Annotated in this window: 16 protein-coding genes and 1 tRNA gene; 15 read left to right on the forward strand and 2 right to left on the reverse strand. The window is 60.0% G+C overall.

All coding sequences use genetic code 11. The annotated features are described in order from the left end of the window. Window positions 1–115: 115 nt before the first annotated feature. Genes ACYZT3_RS11275 through ACYZT3_RS11330 form a run of 12 tightly spaced genes read left to right on the forward strand, consistent with a single transcriptional unit; the run spans window position 116 to window position 14,167 of the window. A complete protein-coding gene (locus ACYZT3_RS11275) occupies window positions 116–1,900 on the forward strand; it encodes an IucA/IucC family protein (protein ID WP_462032102.1) in 1,785 nt (594 codons plus the stop codon). Then, window positions 1,893–3,104 (forward strand): type III PLP-dependent enzyme, encoded by a 1,212-nt coding sequence (locus ACYZT3_RS11280; RefSeq protein ID WP_462032103.1) that lies wholly within the window; start codon window positions 1,893–1,895, stop codon window positions 3,102–3,104. The genes ACYZT3_RS11275 and ACYZT3_RS11280 overlap by 8 nt, the downstream gene beginning before the upstream one ends. Beyond that, entirely contained in the window at window positions 3,101–4,528 is a 1,428-nt protein-coding gene (locus ACYZT3_RS11285; RefSeq protein ID WP_462032363.1) for a DHA2 family efflux MFS transporter permease subunit, read from the forward strand. Before ACYZT3_RS11280 ends, ACYZT3_RS11285 begins: the two co-directional genes overlap by 4 nt. A 19-nt stretch (window positions 4,529–4,547) precedes the next feature. Next, on the forward strand, window positions 4,548–6,419 hold the full coding sequence (locus tag ACYZT3_RS11290) for an IucA/IucC family protein (RefSeq protein WP_282377675.1): 1,872 nt from the start codon (window positions 4,548–4,550) through the stop codon (window positions 6,417–6,419). Further along, window positions 6,413–7,186: an HpcH/HpaI aldolase family protein gene (locus tag ACYZT3_RS11295; protein WP_462032104.1), complete on the forward strand. Its 774-nt coding sequence runs from the start codon at window positions 6,413–6,415 to the stop codon at window positions 7,184–7,186. The genes ACYZT3_RS11290 and ACYZT3_RS11295 overlap by 7 nt, the downstream gene beginning before the upstream one ends. A 4-nt stretch (window positions 7,187–7,190) precedes the next feature. Next, window positions 7,191–9,038: an IucA/IucC family protein gene (locus tag ACYZT3_RS11300; protein WP_282377677.1), complete on the forward strand. Its 1,848-nt coding sequence runs from the start codon at window positions 7,191–7,193 to the stop codon at window positions 9,036–9,038. Beyond that, on the forward strand, window positions 9,028–9,951 hold the full coding sequence (locus tag ACYZT3_RS11305; protein ID WP_462032105.1) for an ABC transporter substrate-binding protein: 924 nt from the start codon (window positions 9,028–9,030) through the stop codon (window positions 9,949–9,951). Before ACYZT3_RS11300 ends, ACYZT3_RS11305 begins: the two co-directional genes overlap by 11 nt. Then, window positions 9,948–10,937 carry a FecCD family ABC transporter permease gene (locus ACYZT3_RS11310; RefSeq protein WP_282377679.1) on the forward strand — a complete coding sequence of 330 codons (990 nt, stop codon included), beginning with the start codon at window positions 9,948–9,950 and terminating at the stop codon, window positions 10,935–10,937. Before ACYZT3_RS11305 ends, ACYZT3_RS11310 begins: the two co-directional genes overlap by 4 nt. Then, entirely contained in the window at window positions 10,930–11,961 is a 1,032-nt protein-coding gene (locus ACYZT3_RS11315) for a FecCD family ABC transporter permease (RefSeq protein WP_462032106.1), read from the forward strand. The genes ACYZT3_RS11310 and ACYZT3_RS11315 overlap by 8 nt, the downstream gene beginning before the upstream one ends. A 12-nt stretch (window positions 11,962–11,973) precedes the next feature. Then, on the forward strand, window positions 11,974–12,765 hold the full coding sequence (locus ACYZT3_RS11320; RefSeq protein ID WP_462032107.1) for an ABC transporter ATP-binding protein: 792 nt from the start codon (window positions 11,974–11,976) through the stop codon (window positions 12,763–12,765). Next, window positions 12,762–13,544, forward strand: coding sequence for an IucA/IucC family C-terminal-domain containing protein (locus ACYZT3_RS11325; protein ID WP_462032108.1), 783 nt, complete (start codon window positions 12,762–12,764; stop codon window positions 13,542–13,544). Before ACYZT3_RS11320 ends, ACYZT3_RS11325 begins: the two co-directional genes overlap by 4 nt. Beyond that, entirely contained in the window at window positions 13,535–14,167 is a 633-nt protein-coding gene (locus tag ACYZT3_RS11330) for an RraA family protein (RefSeq protein ID WP_462032109.1), read from the forward strand. The genes ACYZT3_RS11325 and ACYZT3_RS11330 overlap by 10 nt, the downstream gene beginning before the upstream one ends. A 60-nt stretch (window positions 14,168–14,227) precedes the next feature. Here ACYZT3_RS11330 and ACYZT3_RS11335 read toward each other — a convergent pair whose 3' ends face one another. Next, a complete protein-coding gene (locus ACYZT3_RS11335; protein ID WP_282377684.1) occupies window positions 14,228–15,511 on the reverse strand; it encodes an NAD(P)/FAD-dependent oxidoreductase in 1,284 nt (427 codons plus the stop codon). A 183-nt stretch (window positions 15,512–15,694) separates the two neighbouring features. Between ACYZT3_RS11335 and ACYZT3_RS11340 the strand changes: the two genes are divergently transcribed. The 3 genes from ACYZT3_RS11340 (at window position 15,695) to ACYZT3_RS11350 (ending at window position 16,781) form a co-directional block, all read left to right on the forward strand. Further along, a tRNA-Val gene (locus ACYZT3_RS11340) sits at window positions 15,695–15,771 on the forward strand. A 244-nt stretch (window positions 15,772–16,015) separates the two neighbouring features. Next, window positions 16,016–16,210, forward strand: coding sequence for a hypothetical protein (locus tag ACYZT3_RS11345; RefSeq protein ID WP_282377685.1), 195 nt, complete (start codon window positions 16,016–16,018; stop codon window positions 16,208–16,210). 115 nt (window positions 16,211–16,325) lie between these two features. Then, entirely contained in the window at window positions 16,326–16,781 is a 456-nt protein-coding gene (locus tag ACYZT3_RS11350) for a DUF2214 family protein (RefSeq protein ID WP_282377686.1), read from the forward strand. Between the two features lie 227 nt (window positions 16,782–17,008). On the opposite strand, the gene csrA is transcribed toward ACYZT3_RS11350, so the two are convergent. Next, window positions 17,009–17,203 carry a carbon storage regulator CsrA gene (csrA, locus tag ACYZT3_RS11355; protein ID WP_007938114.1) on the reverse strand — a complete coding sequence of 65 codons (195 nt, stop codon included), beginning with the start codon at window positions 17,201–17,203 and terminating at the stop codon, window positions 17,009–17,011. Window positions 17,204–17,302: the final 99 nt, after the last annotated feature.

Genomic DNA, 17,302 nt, shown 5'->3' on the forward strand with positions numbered 1-17,302 from the left:
GCGAAGTGATGTCGTTAGGTGGGGGTCTGTCGGCTGTTAATTAGGTCGGCCAGCAACTAATTTTCTTCCGCGATATAACGTATTCAGTGACCTCACGGGCTACTGTGGAGCACCCATGAATCATCCAGATCGCAGTGTTTTATCGACTATGGTCAGTGAGTTGGCGACGACGCGTGCGTTGCTTAATTGTTTGATCAAAGAGTTCGCCTTGCCGGAAAACTGCCTCCGTTACAGTTGGCCGACGCAGATGCAAGGTATCGCCCCGGGCAGTTACCTTGAGGGCCTGGAATGGAGGGGCATTCCCCTGACCATCAACCTGCCCAACCAGCAGCAGTTCTTTGTGATGGTGGACCGTCGTGATGGCCTTGGCAGCCATCGTTATCTGTCGGACGTCTATGCCCGGCGCGGTGAGGGCGACTGGTCGTGCCTGAGGTTTGCCGAGTTCGTCGAGCAGTTGCTCACGGCTTGCGAACACATGACCCGCGCCAGCAACGACGAGTTGCTGGATCAGGTGTTGCAAAGCCAGTTACTGACCGCGGCCATCATCGCCCACAACATGGACGGCCAGCACCCGGCACCGCTCAGCGGTTACCTGGCCAGCGAGCAGGGCTTGTGGTTCGGTCATCCGAACCATCCGGCACCCAAGGCGCGCCTGTGGCCAGCTCATCTGGCCCAGGAAACCTATGCCCCGGAATTCCAGGCCCGCACGCCGTTGCACCTGTTCGAAGTGCCGCTGGAAGGATTGAACGTCGGGGCCAACGGCCTGAGCAAAGCCCAAGTGCTGGCCGGTTTTGCCGATCAAGCGCAGGCGCGGCCAGGGCACGCGGTTATCTGCATGCATCCGGTACAGGCCCAGCTGTTCATGCAGGATGGCCGGGTTCAGCGTCTATTGAAATCCGCGGCCATCGTCGACCTCGGCGCCACCGGGTTGATGGCCAACCCCACGGCGTCCATCCGTACCTGGTACATCGAGGGCCATGAGTTCTTCATCAAGGGCTCGCTGAACGTGCGCATCACCAATTGCGTCAGGAAAAACGCCTGGTACGAACTGGAAAGCGCACTGATGATCGACCGCATCTTTCGTAACCTGCAACTGACCCGGCCTGAAACTCTTGGCGGGCTCTCGGTGGTGGCCGAACCAGGCATTCTGAGCTGGGCGCCGCAACAGGCCAGCGAAGCCGATAACCATTGGTTTCGCGAACAGACCGGGGCGATCCTGCGGGAGAACTTCTGCCTCGACACCGGCACCGATTGCAGCATCATGGCCGGTACGTTGTTCGCTCGCGGCCTGCATTTACCGCCGTTGGTGCATGAGTTCCTGAGCCGGTTCAACGGCAACGACATTCACGACCAACAGCTGTTGAGCTGGTTCGACGACTATCAGGCGCTGTTGCTACGGCCGGTGCTGGCGCTGTTCTTCAACCACGGCATCGTGATGGAGCCGCATTTGCAGAATAGCGTGCTGGTGCATGACAACGGTCGTCCACAACGCTTGCTACTGCGGGATTTCGAAGGGGTCAAACTGACCGACGAACTGGGTGCTTCCCGGATCGACGCGGACGTTCATCCACGGGTGAGTGAGTCGCTGCTCTATTCCCGCCAGCAAGGTTGGGATCGCATCGTTTATTGCCTGTTCGTCAACAACTTGTCCGAGGCTGTGCTGGCCCTGAGCTGGGAGCGTCCGCACCTGGCGCCGCTGATGTGGCAACGGGTCGAGCAGCAATTGATCAGCATCCGCGCCGAATTGACCCGCGCTGCGCCGGAGCTGGATGCACTGATCGCCGGTCAGCCGATTGCCTGCAAAACCAACCTTAAGGTCCGCTTGGCGGCCAAGGCCGATCGCCAGGCCGGTTACGTCAGCCTGGTGTCCCCGTGGGGCAAGGAGGCCAAGCATGGATAAATTGCCCGCAATGGTTGTGGCCGCCATCAACCAAGCCCGCACGCAGCACGAAGATCCGTTGGCGCTGTTCATCTACGACCTGGACGCGCTTAAACAGCACGTGACGCAGGTGATGGCGGCGCTCCCCGAAGGCGTGGAGCTTTACTACGCCATCAAGGCCAACAGTGAACCGCAGATAGTGTCCGCCGTGGCGCCGTTGGTGCACGGGTTCGAGATTTCCTCCGGCGGTGAGATCGATCGACTCCAGGCCTGCCCGACGCGCAAGCCGTTCATCTTCTCCGGCCCCGGCAAACTGGATTCCGATCTGCGTTCGGCGCTGCAACATCAGGTCGAAGCGATTCACATCGAAAGTCTGAATGAAATCGTCCGTCTGCAGCGGCTGGCACTGGAAGCGGGGCGCGTGCAAGACGTATTGCTGCGGATCAACCCCGAACTGCCGTCGCCGCTGTCCAGCAAACTGGCGATGGCCGGCACGGCCACCCCGTTCGGGATCGATGAGTCGGAACTGGCCCAGGCGGTCAGCTGGGTCGATAACGCCAGCCACCTGCGGCTCAAGGGCTTCCATGTGCATGCGATGTCTCATCAGTCGCTGGTGGAACGGCATGAACAATTGCTTGATCTGTATCTGCAGCGCTGGCCGCAATGGAAGGCGTTGTCGGCCAATCCCACGGCGATCACCCACCTCAATGTGGGCGGTGGCATCGGTGTCAATTACCTCGGGGCGCAGCAATTCGACTGGCAGCGCCTGTGCGCGCATTTGGGGCAGAGCCTTGCAGCCTGTGCCGATGCGCCCATCGTGCGCTTTGAGCCCGGTCGTTTCATCAGCGCCTTCTGCGGCTACTACGCCATTGAAGTGCTGGATAAGAAAACCAGTCACGGCAAGCACTTCCTGGTCTGCCGGGGCGGCACCCATCAGTTCCGTTTGCCGGTCGCCCAGGGACATGATCACCCGGTCATTCATCTGCCCAGGCATCAAGCAACACCCGGCGCGTTGCAACAGGACTGGACCGTGGTCGGGCAACTCTGTACGCCCAAGGATGTGCTGAGTCGCGATTGCCCGCTGACGGGTGTCGAAGTCGGCGACATGCTGGTGCTGCCGCTGGCCGGTGCCTATGGCTACAACATTTCCCATGCCGATTTCCTCTGTCATCCGCGACCACCGCAGGTGTTTGTACAAGAAGCCGGAGTCGCCCCGTGGGATTGACGTTTGCCGTGCCGCGTTGGTTGGTGGTGGTCAATGTGTTGTTGGGCACGCTGACGGTCAGCCTGAACAACAGCTCGCTCAACCCGGCGTTGCCGGCATTCATGGAGGCCTTTGAGATCGGCCCGCTGTTGGCCACCTGGATTGTGGCTGCGTTCATGGTGAGCATGGGCATGACCATGCCCCTCACCAGTTTTCTCAGCCAGCGGGTGGGGCGTAAATCCCTCTATTTGTGGGGCGTGGCGTTGTTTGTCTGCGGTTCGTTGCTCGGGGCGCTGGCCAACTCCATCGCACTGGTGATTACCGCGCGCGTGGTGCAAGGCATCGCCAGCGGGCTGATGATTCCGCTGTCCCTGGCGATCATTTTTTCGGTGTACGCCAAGGGCGAGCGGGGCAGGGTCACTGGCCTATGGGGCGCGGCGGTCATGCTGGCACCGGCATTGGGACCCTTGTGCGGCAGCCTGATGCTGGAGTGGTTCAGTTGGCGCTCGCTGTTCCTGATGAATGTGCCCATTGGCCTGCTGGCGCTGATCCTGGGTGTCGGTGTGCTTCCGGCCTCTGAAGCGTCAGAGCGCAAACCTTTCGACCTGGCGGGTTACCTGTTGATCGCGACGGGCATCGGCCTGCTGATGATCGCCGTTGGCCGTCTGCGCCACGCTGAAGCCCTCACTGATCCTCTCAACCTTGGCATGCTGCTGGCGGCGATCCTGTGTCTGGTCGCGTTTGTACGACTGGAACTCAACCGGACTTCGCCATTGCTCAACCTGCGCATCTTTGCCCTGCGCGGTTATCGCTTGAGCGTGATCATCGCCGTGGTGCAGTCGGTGGGCATGTTCGAATGTCTGGTGCTGCTGCCGCTGCTGGTGCAAGTGGTGATGGGTTACAGCGCTATCTGGACCGGCTTGTCGCTGCTGTGCACGGCGATGTTCGCCAGCCTGTTCGGGCATCTCGGCGGCAAGTGGCTAGACCGCCACGGCCCGCGCGGAGTGGTGCTATGGGGGATGCTGCTGACCGGGGGCGCCACGCTGGGATTGGGCATGCTGGGGGTTGGCGCTTCAATCGGTATGGTGTTTTTTCTGATGATGGTCCGCGGCGCCGGGCTGGGCCTGTCCTATATCCCCATCACCACCGCCGGGCTTGATGCGCTGCCTGAACCGATGGTCACTCAGGGCGCGGCGATGAACAACATTTCCCGTCGTCTCGTCTCGTCACTGGCCATCGTGATTGCCTCGCTCTGGCTGGAGTTTCGCCTGGCCGACGATTCGGCGGGCGGCATTGTTTCGGTGGCAACCCCGGGGGCGATCAGCGAGGTCTTCATGGCCACCGGCATTCTCATTCTGCTGGCATTGCCCTGTGCCTGGCGTTTTCCAGTTCCCGCATCCGACGAGTCGGCCGAGGCACTTCCCTCAGCCCTCGAACACCGTTAATTCTTTCATGGACAAGGTTATGACTATGGCGACCTCTTCACAGGCAACACATCAGGCTGCGGATTCAGCGCCAGGCGTCTGGCTGGCGACGGCCGATCCGCGCCACTATCAGCACGTGGAGCAGCGCGTGGTGGGCCAACTGCTGCAAACGCTGCTGTATGAAAACGTCCTGCCGTATCGCCATTCACCCCTCGATGGCGGCCAGCACCGTTTTGTCGTCAGCGGCCTCGATGCGCAGCAACAACCGGTGGAGTACCACTGCAGTGGATTGCTCAGCACCAGCTTCGAGCTGATCCGCCTCGACTACGCCAGTATCGAGCGTGTAGATGCATTGGGCGCGCGCAGCCGGCCGCACCTTCATCGGGCATTGGCGGAGCTGTTGAGCGAACTTCAGGACAGCCCGCATCTGCCACGCTTCACCCATGAGCTTGAACAAACGCTGCTCAAGGATCTGCAATCGCGCAGTCAGGGTTATCGTGCGGCCAAGCCGTCGCATCAACTGGACGTCGATGCCCTGGAACAGCACTTCATGGACGCCCACAGCTATCACCCTTGCTACAAATCGCGCATCGGTTTCTCGCTCAAGGACAACGCCAGTTACGGGCCGGAATTTGCCGCGCCCATCGCCATTGTCTGGCTGGCCGTGGCCAAGTCCTGCGGGGCGATGAACATCTCGCGGCACCTGGATTACGACGGGTTTATCCAGCAGGAATTCGGACTTCAGCGCTGGCAGCAACTGGCTGAGAGTCTCACCGACCAAGGCAAGTCGATGGGCGATTACTGGCTAATGCCGGTGCACCCGTGGCAGTGGGAAAACGTCATCGTTCCAGTGTTCTACCCAGAACTGGTCAGCGGCGAGGTGATCTATCTGGGCACCACGGATGATCGCTATCAGGCGCAGCAATCGATCCGCACCCTGGCCAATGTCACTGAAAAAAAGCGGCCTTACGTCAAGCTCGCGCTGAGCATGACCAATACCTCCAGTACCCGAATTCTGGCCCGGCATACGGTGATGAACGGCCCGATCATCACCGACTGGTTGCAGCAGTTGATCGGCAGCGACAGCACCGCCCGTGATCTCGGTTTTGTGATTCTCGGAGAGGTGGTCGGCGTCAGTTTTGACTACGATCATCTGCCCGCCACGCGGATGTCCCAGGCCTACGGCACGATGGGCACCCTGTGGCGCGAGAGCATTCACCAGTACCTGCAAGACGATGAGCAAGCGGTGCCGTTCAATGGCTTGAGTTCCGTGGACAATCGCTACGGACCGGGGGAACAAACCCCGTTCATCGATGCCTGGATCGCTCAATACGGCCTGCACGCCTGGACCCGTCAACTGTTGCAGGTGGCGGTGTCGCCGATCATTCACATGCTCTACGCCGAAGGCATCGGCATGGAATCCCATGGGCAGAACATCGTCCTGATCGTGAAGCAGGGCTGGCCGCAACGTATTGCCCTGAAAGACTTCCACGACGGCGTGCGCTATTCACCGCAGCACTTGGGGCGCGCCGATTTGTGCCCGACCTTGGTGCCGCTGCCCGCCAGCCACGCCAAGCTCAACCGCAACTCGTTCATCCTCACCGACGACCTGGATGCAGTCCGGGATTTTTCCTGTGATTCGTTCTTTTTCATTGCCCTGGCCGAGATGGCGATCTTCCTGCATCAGCACTATCAGCTGGAAGAAGCCCTGTTCTGGCAGATGACTGCCGAGGTGATCAGCGCTTACCAAGTCGAACATCCGCAACACCGCCCGCGTTATGCAGCGTTTGATGTCTTCGCGCCTTTCTATGAAGTGGAAGAGCTGACCAAGCGCCGCCTGCTGGGCGACGGCGAACGTCGTTTCAAATCGGTGCCGAATCCGCTGCACGCGTTCCGGCCGCAATCATGCTGAGGACCAATCTGCTCAAGCAGAAGCTCAGAACAGGTGAGCCGGTCTACGGCCTGATCAGCTCGATTCCGTCGCCAGCGGCCGTCGAACTGATTGCCGAGGCCGGTTTCGATTTTGTGATCATCGATATGGAACACGTGCTGATCAATCCCGAGACCGTGGAGAACATGATTCGCACCGCCGAGAGTTACGCGATCACTCCGCTGGTGCGGGTGGCGGACCTCAACCCGAAAACCCTGCTGCGCCTGCTCGATGGCGGCGCTCAGGGCATTGTGTTGCCGATGATCGAAAGCCCTGAAGCCTTGACCGAGAGCATTCGCGCCTGCAAATACCATCCGCAGGGCACCCGCAGCCTGAATGCCGGGCGCCCCGGCGCTTTTGGCAAACACAGCCTGGCGGAATACGTCGCGCTGGCCAACGAACAAATCATGATCGTGGCGATGATTGAAAGCGCCGAAGGTGTGCGGCGGGCGACAGAGATTGCCGCGGTGCCTGGCCTGGACATGATTCTGGAAGGGGCTGCCGATTTATCGCAATCGATGGGCATGCCCTGGCAGATCGACCGGCCCGAGGTGCAGCAAGCGCTGCTCTCCAGTTGGCAGGCCGCCAGCGCCGCGGGTGTGCCGTACTGCGCGATTCCACGCCAGCCAGGCGACCACGAACGGTGGTTGGCGCGGGGCGTAAAAAGCTTTGTTTTGGGTGACGAGCGTGGCATCGCTTTTCGTGCCCTCCAGGCCAGATTGGCCGCCACTTCAGCAGAAGGAAAATAATCGGATGAACTTCACCGCAATGGCCGCCGACAGGGTGATGCAGGATCTGGTCGATTGTTTGCTGGCCGAACATTTTTTTGGTACCGAGCCGCTGAACCTGGTGGCGCCCTCGTCATCGGCCGATCAGCCGTTTACGGGGTTGAGCGCCGGGCAGCGGATCTGGGAATGGCCCAGCGAACCGCAGGGTTGCATCGTCATTGCCCTGCGTCCCGGTATTACCCAGCAATGGGAAAAAGTACCAGGCACGCCGGTATGGGCTCGACAGAATGACCAACTGACCGCGCTGTCACCCGAGACCTTCACGACCCAGGTGTTGGCAGGGATGACCGATCGCTACCCGGACAATGAAAAAGGCTTCGCCCTGTTCCTGGATGTATTGCGCACCAGCGTCAGGCAAACCGAGTTGTCCCTGACCCATCGGGTTGACAGCGAACACTTGCTGGAAAAGAGCAATGCGGGCTTTTTCCTGGCGATGGAACAGTGGGCTTCGCTGCGTGATCGTCCCTACCACCCGCTGGCCAAAGCCAAGCAGGGTTTGAGCGAAACCGAATATCAGCAGTATCAGGCGGAATTTGCTCGTCCGGTGGCGCTCAATTGGGTCGCGGTCGACCGCACGTTGCTGCAATGTGGCGACGGTGTGGCGGACCTGGCGCAGTGTTATCCCGCCCACTACCTGTTGCCGCCGCTGTTGCAGGCCAACTTGCAACAAGAGCTGCAGCAACGGGGCATTGCCCAGAGCCACGTCGCGCTGCCGGTGCACCCATGGCAGTTCGAACACGTGCTGGAGGCGCAACTCGGCGATGCCTTCGCCAAGGGTGACTGCCATCGACTGGACTTCACCGAGGGCGATTTCTTCGCCACCTCGTCGTTGCGCTCGATGACCCCGTGCTTCAACAGTGCCGATTACCTCAAGTTGCCCATGGCGATCTATTCGCTGGGCGCTTCGCGTTATCTGCCCGCCGTAAAAATGATCAACGGCGGCTTGAGCGAGGCGTTGTTGCGTCAGGCACTGAGCAAAGATCAAACGCTGCAGCAGTCGCTGCACCTGTGCGACGAAACCAAATGGTGGGCATTCATGCCGCCGGACGCGACGCTGTTCGACGAAGCGCCGCGCCACCTGTCGGCCATGGTTCGCGGCTATCCATCCGCGCTGCTGGAAGATCCGGACACCCGACTGGTGCCCATGGCCGCGTTGGGCACACCGCTGCCGGGCAGCAACCAGCACTTTTTCGATGACTGGATGGCCTACCGCCAACTGCCGGCCAACGCCGCGTCGGTGATGACGCTGTTCCGCGAGCTGTGCCACAGCTTCTTCGATATCAACCTGAGAATGTTCCGCATCGGCATGCTGGGGGAAATTCACGGGCAGAATGCAGTGCTGGTGTGGAAGGCGGGTTACGCGCAGGGCCTGCTGTTGCGCGATCACGATTCGTTGCGCATCTTTGTGCCGTGGCTGGAACGCAACGGCCTGGCCGACCCGGCTTACCGGTTGAAGAAGGGGCACGCCAACACGCTGTACCACGAGCGCCCTGAAGACCTGCTGTTCTGGTTGCAGACCCTGGGTATTCAGGTCAACGTCCGCGCCATCATCGATACGCTGGCTGAGGTCTACGCATTGCCGGCGACCGGATTGTGGAAGGCGATGGGCGAAGTGCTCAACGAGTTGATCGACACCATCGGGTTTGACGCCGAGGCGCGGATCATGATCAAGCACCAGCTGTTCGAATCGCCGCACTGGCCGCAGAAATTGCTGCTCACTCCGATGATCGAACGTGCGGGTGGCCCTGGCAGCATGCCGTTTGGCAAAGGGCAGGTGGTCAATCCGTTTCACAGGCTCGATCGTGAAACCTGAGCCACGACGTGATCCCTCCAGGCGCACGCTGTTGCGCCTGTCCCTGGGGGCGCTCGCCCTCAGGTTTTCCGCGCCGGCGTGGGCTGCGGCCGACGCCGTGCCGTTGCGGGTGATCACCCTGTTTCAGGGAGCCACCGACTGCGCCGTGGTGTTGGGCGTGACCCCGTGTGGCGTGGTTGATTCCTGGAGCGAAAAACCGACCTATCGCTATTTGCGCGCAGCACTGGGTGCTGTGCCCCATGTTGGGCTGGAAACCCAGCCCAGTCTTGAGGACATCGCGCTGCTCAAACCGGACGTGATTATTGCCTCGCGCTATCGCCATGAACGCATTGCGCCATTACTCAAGCAGATCGCCCCGCTGCTGATGCTGGATGAGGTGTTTGAGTTCAAAAAGACCCTGGCGCTGATGGGCGCCGCCTTACGCCAGCAACAGAGGGCCGACGAAATTCTGAACCGATGGCAGCAGCGCGTGGCACAGCTGGGCGAGCAACTGCAGCAGACATTTGCCGGACGCTGGCCACCCACGGTGTCGATTCTGGATATCCGCGAAGACCACATCCGTAGCTATCTGCCGGCCAGTTTCCCGGGCTCCGTGCTCAGCGAACTGGGCTTCAACTGGAGTGACAGCAGCCGGAAGGCGAGCGGGGTATCGATCAAGCTCACCAGCAAGGAGAGCCTTGCCGTGGTGAATGCCGACATCTTTTTTGTTTTCCTGCGCGGGCAGAACGCGGCGGTGCAGCGTAACTACGAGAGTCTGGTGCAACACCCGCTGTGGAAGCAGATGCGTGCCCCGCAGCAAGAGCAGGTGTGGCAGGTCGATGGCGTCGCGTGGAGTCTGTCGGGCGGGATGTTGGGGGCGAACCTGATGCTCAACGACGTTGCCCGCGTGGCTGCGGCGCAGGTGAGCTCATGAGCCCCGGTGTAAAACTGTGCGGCGCGGGTGTCGTGTTGCTGCTGAGCTGCGTGTTAAGCCTGGCGGTCGGAGCCACCTGGATTCCACTGCCACAGATTGCCGCGGCGTTTGTCCATCCCGACCCGTTGAGTATCAGTCATGTACTGGTGACCACTACGCGTCTGTCGCGCACCTTGATGGCGATTTCCGTAGGCGCCAGTCTCGCGGTCGCGGGCGCCTTGATGCAGGCACTGACGCGCAATCCATTGGCATCACCCGGACTGTTCGGGATCAGTGCCGGTGCGACCTTTTCTATCATCCTGTTTTCCTCGATCTTCTTGCTGTCATCCCCGGATGCCTGGCTAGGGTGTGCGTTCATTGGCGCTGCCGTGGCGGGTTGTCTGGTGTGGCTGATCGGTAACATGGGGCAAGGCAGTCTCAGTCCGCTGCGCATCGTGCTGGCGGGTGCGGCGATTGCCGCGTTGTTCTCCGCTTGCAGCCAGGCGCTGCTGGTGGTGAATCAGGATGGCCTGGACACGGTGCTGTTCTGGCTGGCCGGTTCGTTGACCGAACGCAACCTATCGAGCGCCGCACCCTTGTTGCTGACTGATGTGTTCGGGTTGTCGGGTGCGCTGTTGCTGGCTGGCCAGGTCAACGTACTGAACGCCGGGGAAGAGATTGCCACGGGCCTGGGGCAGCGAACCGGCCTGATCCGGCTGCTGATGAGCGTGCTGGTGATCTGTCTCGCAGGCAGCGCGGTGGCGTTGGCCGGTAGCATCGGTTTCATCGGTCTGCTGGTACCGCACATGGTGCGCAAGGGGTTATCCATTGACCATCGCTGGTTGCTGCCTGGATGTGCGCTGCTCGGCGCCATTCTGCTGCTGTTGGCGGATACGCTGTCGCGGGTATTGATCCTGCCGCAGGAGGTACCGGTGGGGGTGATGACGGCGCTGTTCGGCGCACCGTTCTTCATTATGTTGGCCCGGCGTGGAGGCCGTTATGGATAAGGTGGTGACCTGGCGCCGAGGCGGGTATTCCCGGCGGGTCAATCTCTCCACATGGTGGCGGCTGGCGGCGGCCCTGGTGCTGACGGTGCTGGTGATGCTCGGCTCGTTGTCGCTGGGGAAAGTCATCCTCTCGCCCCTCGAGGTGATGCGAATCCTGTTTTCCAGTCAGGACGCCAGCCTGACGTTGATCGTCGAGCAACTGCGTTTTCCACGCATTGTGCTGGCGGCGCTGGTGGGGGCTGCGTTGTCAGTGTCCGGGTTGATCCTGCAAAGCATTATCCGCAACCCGCTGGCATCGCCCGACCTGCTCGGCATCACCAGCGGTGCCAGCGCCGCCGCCGTGCTTTACCTGTCGTTCTTGTCCGCGACGCTGGGGCAACAGTTTCTGCCCCTGGCCGCGATGCTCGGTGCGGCTCTGGCGACGCTGGCCATTTATTTGCTGGCCTGGAAGCAGGGGACTTCACCGTTGCGGCTGGTGCTGATCGGTGTGGGCGTCTCGGCGATGTTGACGGCCGCGACCACGTTCATCCTGGTCTTCAGTCCGCTGACCACCACCCTGTCTGCCTACGTTTGGCTGACTGGCAGCGTATACGGCGCCAGTTGGCCCGAACCGCTGGCACTGGCGGGCTGGTTGTTGGGCATTTGTCCGCTGCTGGTGCTGTTGGCCCGTCAGGTGATGGTGCAACAGCTGGATGACAACTTGGCCCAGGGCATCGGCGTGCGCGTGCAATGGCTGCGGGCCGGTTTGTTGCTGGTCAGTGTGGCGTTGGCCGGTGCAGCCATTGCCTGGGGTGGGGCGATCGCGTTTGTCGGGCTAATTGCGCCGCATATTGCCAAACGTCTGGTGGCACCTGGTTTCGGTGGACAGGCCGTGATGGCGGCCCTGGTCGGGGCAAGCCTGGTCATGCTTGCGGACTTGGTCGGGCGCACGCTGTTCTTGCCCTTGGATCTACCGGCCGGCATCTTTGTCGCGGTGCTGGGCACACCCTTTTTTCTCTATTTATTGATTAAGCAGCGTCATTAAGGAATTCAACGTATGACGTCGATTGCAAGTCGCGGCCTGACCCTGAGTTATCAGCGCCAGGTGATTATTGACGCGCTGGACATGCAACTGCCCAAGGGCAAGATCTCGGTGCTGATTGGCAGTAACGGCTGCGGCAAAAGTACCTTGCTCAAATCCTTTGCCCGACTGCTGAAACCGCAGCAAGGCTCGGTGATTCTCAACGGTGTGGATATCCAGCAAAAATCCACCGCGGCGGTGGCACGTGAGTTGGCCATCCTGCCCCAGACGCCAACGGCGCCGGAAGGCATTACCGTGCGTCAGCTCGTGGCCTTGGGCCGATACCCGTATCAGAGCTGGATGCAGCAGTGGTCGGCAGAGGATGAAACCATGGTCAATCGCGCGCTGACGCAGACCAGTCTGCAGGCGCTGGCGGATCGGCCGGTGGATGCCTTGTCCGGTGGGCAGCGTCAACGTGCGTGGATCGCCATGACCCTGGCCCAGGACACCGGCGTCGTGCTGCTGGATGAGCCGACAACCTTCCTCGACCTGGCTCACCAGATTGAAGTGCTGGACCTGCTGCGCGACCTCAACCGGCTCGAGAACAAAACCATCATCATGGTGCTTCACGATCTCAACCTGGCCTGTCGCTATGCGGATCACATGGTCGCGGTGCATGACCGCGCGGCGTTTGCCCAGGGTCGGCCTGAGGACGTCTTGACTCAGGCGCTGGTCAAAACAGTATTCGACCTCAACTGCAGGATAATTCCTGACCCGTTTTTTGGTACGCCGATGTGCATCCCGTTTGGTCGGGAATTGCCGCAATGAGTCTGGCGCGCCACTTCACCGCGCAAGAATGGAACGTGCTGGGCGGTGGGTTGCGGTTGAAGGACAGCGCCGAGCGTGACCCGTTACGTTCTCTGATGGCGCGTGACCTGCTGCAAGAGGACGTGTGCGAGCGTCTGCTGGATGCATTGACGCCGATCATCGGCTCACCGTCGCGGGCGATCACTGCCTCGCTGCTGGGCAAGCGCCTGTCATTCCTGGCAACCGGCGCCTGTTTGTACGCCATGTCGGTCTACGACAAAGGCTTGCTACTGTCGCTGGACAACGCAGTGATCGAGTACGGCCACGATGAAGGGCTGTGGACGTCTTCGATGCCGCTGGCTCACTCCCCGGCGCTGACGTATGGGGCCGGTGAACGCGAGGTCTGGCGGGAAACCCTGGTGCAGGCGCTGTTTGTCGGGCTGCTGAAACCGCTGTGGCAAACCTTCAACCGTGTCAGCGGCGTTTCACGGCGCATCTTGTGGGAAAACACCGCGGTACGCGTGTATTCGTTGTATGAAAAACGAATGGCAAAAATCGAGGAACCGTCGGTGCGCGAGCGCTATGAAGCGGACTTCAGGTGGTTGCTGACCGAGGCAGAACCTGCGCTGTTCGGCCTCGATTACAACCCGCTGAGCCACTTCCGTCGTCCACCAACACCGCTCGACGAGGGGCAGCGCAGTATTCGCTTTCGACGGACCTGCTGCTTCTACTACCTGGCCTCCGAGCCCGTTGAATACTGTTCGACCTGCCCATTGCTACGCCCGGGGAAATGCCGATGAGTTATCAGATTGCCACGCGCCAACAGCTCGTCAGCCCGGAGCAGCTCCACGCTTACCGGTCGATCCCTTCGTCAACCATCGGCCATTTTTCCGATCGGGGCTTCCTGCGGGGGATCAAACCGCTGTTCAACAACATCCGAATGGTCGGCAATGTCGTCACCGTCAAAGTTTTCCCGCCGGATGGCAGTATTTTGCGTGAAGCGCTGTTGCTGAGTGAGCCGGGCGACGTGTTGGTGATCGAATGTGTGGGCGACGAGGAGTGTGGTTGCTGGGGCGAACTCCGCACGCTGGCCGGGTTGATCAAAGGGTTGGCCGGGGTGGTGGTGTCGGGTGCGGTCACGGATGTCAGCGCATTGCGTCGCCATGGTTTGCCGATTTTTTGTCGGGGCGTCAGTGCGTACACGACTCGCGGTATTGGCGCCCGTGGGGAGGTCAATCAGTCGATCAATGTGGGCGGAGTTCAGGTGCAGCCGGGGGACTTGGCCATTGGTGATGATGACGGCGTCTTCATCCTCGATGCCCAGCGTGCGGCCGAGTTGCTTCCCGAGCTCTTGGCCAAAGAGGAAATGGATCAGCAGCGCAGCGCCGAGTTCTTGCAGAGGCTCATTCAGCGAGAGAGCTGACTTCCCGAGCTGAAATGAAAAGGGCCATCTTGCAGTGGCCCCTTTTTTTGCATCTATCGGTCAGAAGCCGAATTTGTCTCGCAGTCCGTAATACCAGGCGCCCAACGCGGCAAACGGTGTGCGCAGCAGTTGTCCACCGGGGAACGGGTAGTGGGGCAGGTCGGCAAAGGCGTCGAAACGCTCGGCTTGGCCACGCAACGCTTCGGCCAGCACCTTGCCCGCCAGGTGCGTATAGGTCACGCCATGGCCGCTGCAGCCCTGGGAATAGTAGATGTTGTCGCCCAGGCGTCCGACCTGAGGAAGACGCGACAAGGTCAGTAGGAAATTGCCGGTCCAGGCGTAATCGATCTTCACGTCCTTGAGCTGCGGGAAGGCTTTGAGCATCTTCGGCCGAATAATCGCCTCGATGTTCGCCGGATCCCGCGCGCCATACACCACACCACCGCCGAAGACCAGGCGCTTGTCGCCGGTCAAACGGTAGTAGTCGAGTAGGTAGTTGCAGTCCTCGACGCAGTAATCCTGCGGCAACAGGCTCTTGGCCAATGCGTCGCCCAAGGGTTCAGTGGTGATCACCTGAGTTCCGCAGGGCATCGATTTGGCGGCCAGTTCCGGCACCAGATTACCGAGATACGCGTTACCCGCAACGATGATGAATTTAGCCCTGACCTTGCCCTGAGGTGTATGCACCACCGGATTCGCGCCGCGCTCTATGCGCACCGCCGGTGACTGCTCATAAAGGATACCGCCCAACGACTCGACGGCCGCCGCTTCGCCCAGCGCCAGGTTCAATGGATGAATGTGCCCGCCGCTCATGTCGAGCATGCCGCCGATGTATTGATCGCACGCGACCACTTCACGGATGCGACGCTGATCCATCAGTTCAAGCTGCGTGTGACCGAAACGCTCCCACAGACGCTTCTGGGATTCCAGATGACCCATGTGCTTGGCGGTAATGGCGGCAAATACACCACCGTCCTTCAAGTCGCACTGGATATTATATTTGGCCACCCGCTCACGAATGATCCGCCCACCCTCGAACGCCATTTGACCCAGCAACTGCGCTTGCTTGGGACCCACACTGCGCTCAATCACATCGATGTCGCGGCTGTAACTGTTAACGATCTGGCCACCGTTACGCCCCGACGCACCAAAACCTACCTTCGCGGCTTCAAGCACCGTGACTCGGAAACCGTTTTCCAGCAGAAACAGGGCAGAGGACAGACCGGTGTAACCGGCGCCGATCACACAGACATCAGTTTCTACGTCATCCTGCAGGGCTGGGCGCGGTGGTACCGCATTGGCCGATGCGGCGTAATAGGATTCCGGGTAGGGGGTGTTCGCCATCCTGCAGCCTCTGTTTAATATATTTTACGAGTGCATCGATCCTACCCGAGATAAAAAACGACCGCCAGCCACCGCAAAATCTTCTTTGCAGCGGCAAAATTAAATATTTTGCATATTCATAGGGTTAGCTCAAAAAAAGGTGTTGACACCCCTTCGGAATTCCGTAGAATGCCGCCTCACAGCAGGCACGTAGCTCAGTTGGTTAGAGCACCACCTTGACATGGTGGGGGTCGTTGGTTCGAGTCCAATCGCGCCTACCAAACAAAATCCGCTCTGCTGGGCGGTCTGGAAGGGCTCACCGAAAGGTGAGCCCTTTTTTGTTGTCTGCGATTTGCAAAGCTTTTGCAAAACCATTCAAAACAATGCTCTGGCCATCGCCAAGCGAGAGACGCGGTGACGGGCTCTCTTCGGATGACCGCCCAGTTTGCGGATCGTCTTCAGTGCGCGGGTTGTCTGCGGTTCAGGCGTAAGATAGCGGTGCTACCTCATCAAAAGGAGCCGCATATGATCGCCGACCAAACGAACAAACAGGCATCTGAGGACAGAGCTGTTTGGGATCAATACTTCTGCGCTGCGTTGATTGCGGAAAGCAATTTGACGGCACCGGTTGTAGGAGGGGCTACTCATGAAGACAGGCAGAACCTGTTGATTGAAAGGGCCAAAGCTCTCGCCGACAAGATGATGGAAAACAGGAAATAGCCAGAGCCCAGCCATCGTGCTGGGCTCTTCTAACTTTTTGGCATCGGGCAATTCCCGGCTTTATGGGCTACTACTGACAGGCCAATCCAAATTTCGTCCTGACAGGAGTATCTCGATGCTGGCTCACTGGTTTCTTGCGGCGATACATCTCTTGGCCTTTGCGCTGGGCTTTTGGGCTGTGCTGACTCGCGGGACTGCATTGCGTCGTCTGGCTGCCGGTGCGGGGGAGGTTCGCAGCGTTTTGGTCGCCGACAATCTATGGGGAATCTCTGCAGTCATTCTATTGGTAACGGGTGGGGTGCGAGCCTTTGGAGGGTACGAAAAAGGCACTGACTACTATCTTCACCAGCCACTGTTCCATCTCAAGATGACGTTGTTTGTCCTGATCCTGTTGCTTGAAGTTGCGCCGATGGTGACGCTGATCAGATGGCGGATTGCCTTAGGTCGTGGCATGGCTATCGATACCGGTCGGACACAGCTGTTTGCCCGAATCAGTCATATCGAAGCGTTGCTGGTGTTGCTGATAGTTGTGGCTGCCACGGGCATGGCGCGCGGCGTGACGTTTGGTTAGCCGCGATTGATCGGGCTCTTCCTCGGGGTTAATCGGAAGCGTCTGACAGCCATGACATGAAACTTGCCGGTAGTATCGGTTTCACGTTCTGGAGGGGATGGCAGCGAAGTGCCGTGACCCGTCTCGGGACTGGGGCGAGCGAGTAAGCGGATGACGATGCGGCGCTTGAATCTCTAGCCAGCCATGGTTCTGGGGCGAAACGGGCTGGCTACTGACTACAACAGGATTCAGGGGGTCTGCGGTTTGTCTGGAGCAGTGAGGCCAGCCTGAATGCGCTGATAGATTTCTTCGCGATGCACCGCAACGTCTTTCGGGGCGTTAATGCCAATCCTGACTTGCTGGCCGCTAACGCCCAGAATGGTGATCGTAATGTCATCACCAATGTTTATGCTTTCACCGACTTTGCGGGTGAGTATCAGCATGGTTTTCTCCTTGATTGCTTTGTAGGGCACCTGATTCGGACAGTGCAGAGGTCGGTGGTATGTATAGATTAGTGCGAAGTCTCACGGTTTGGGTGCCTC

Source organism: Pseudomonas sp. MDT1-16, assembly GCF_054898115.1.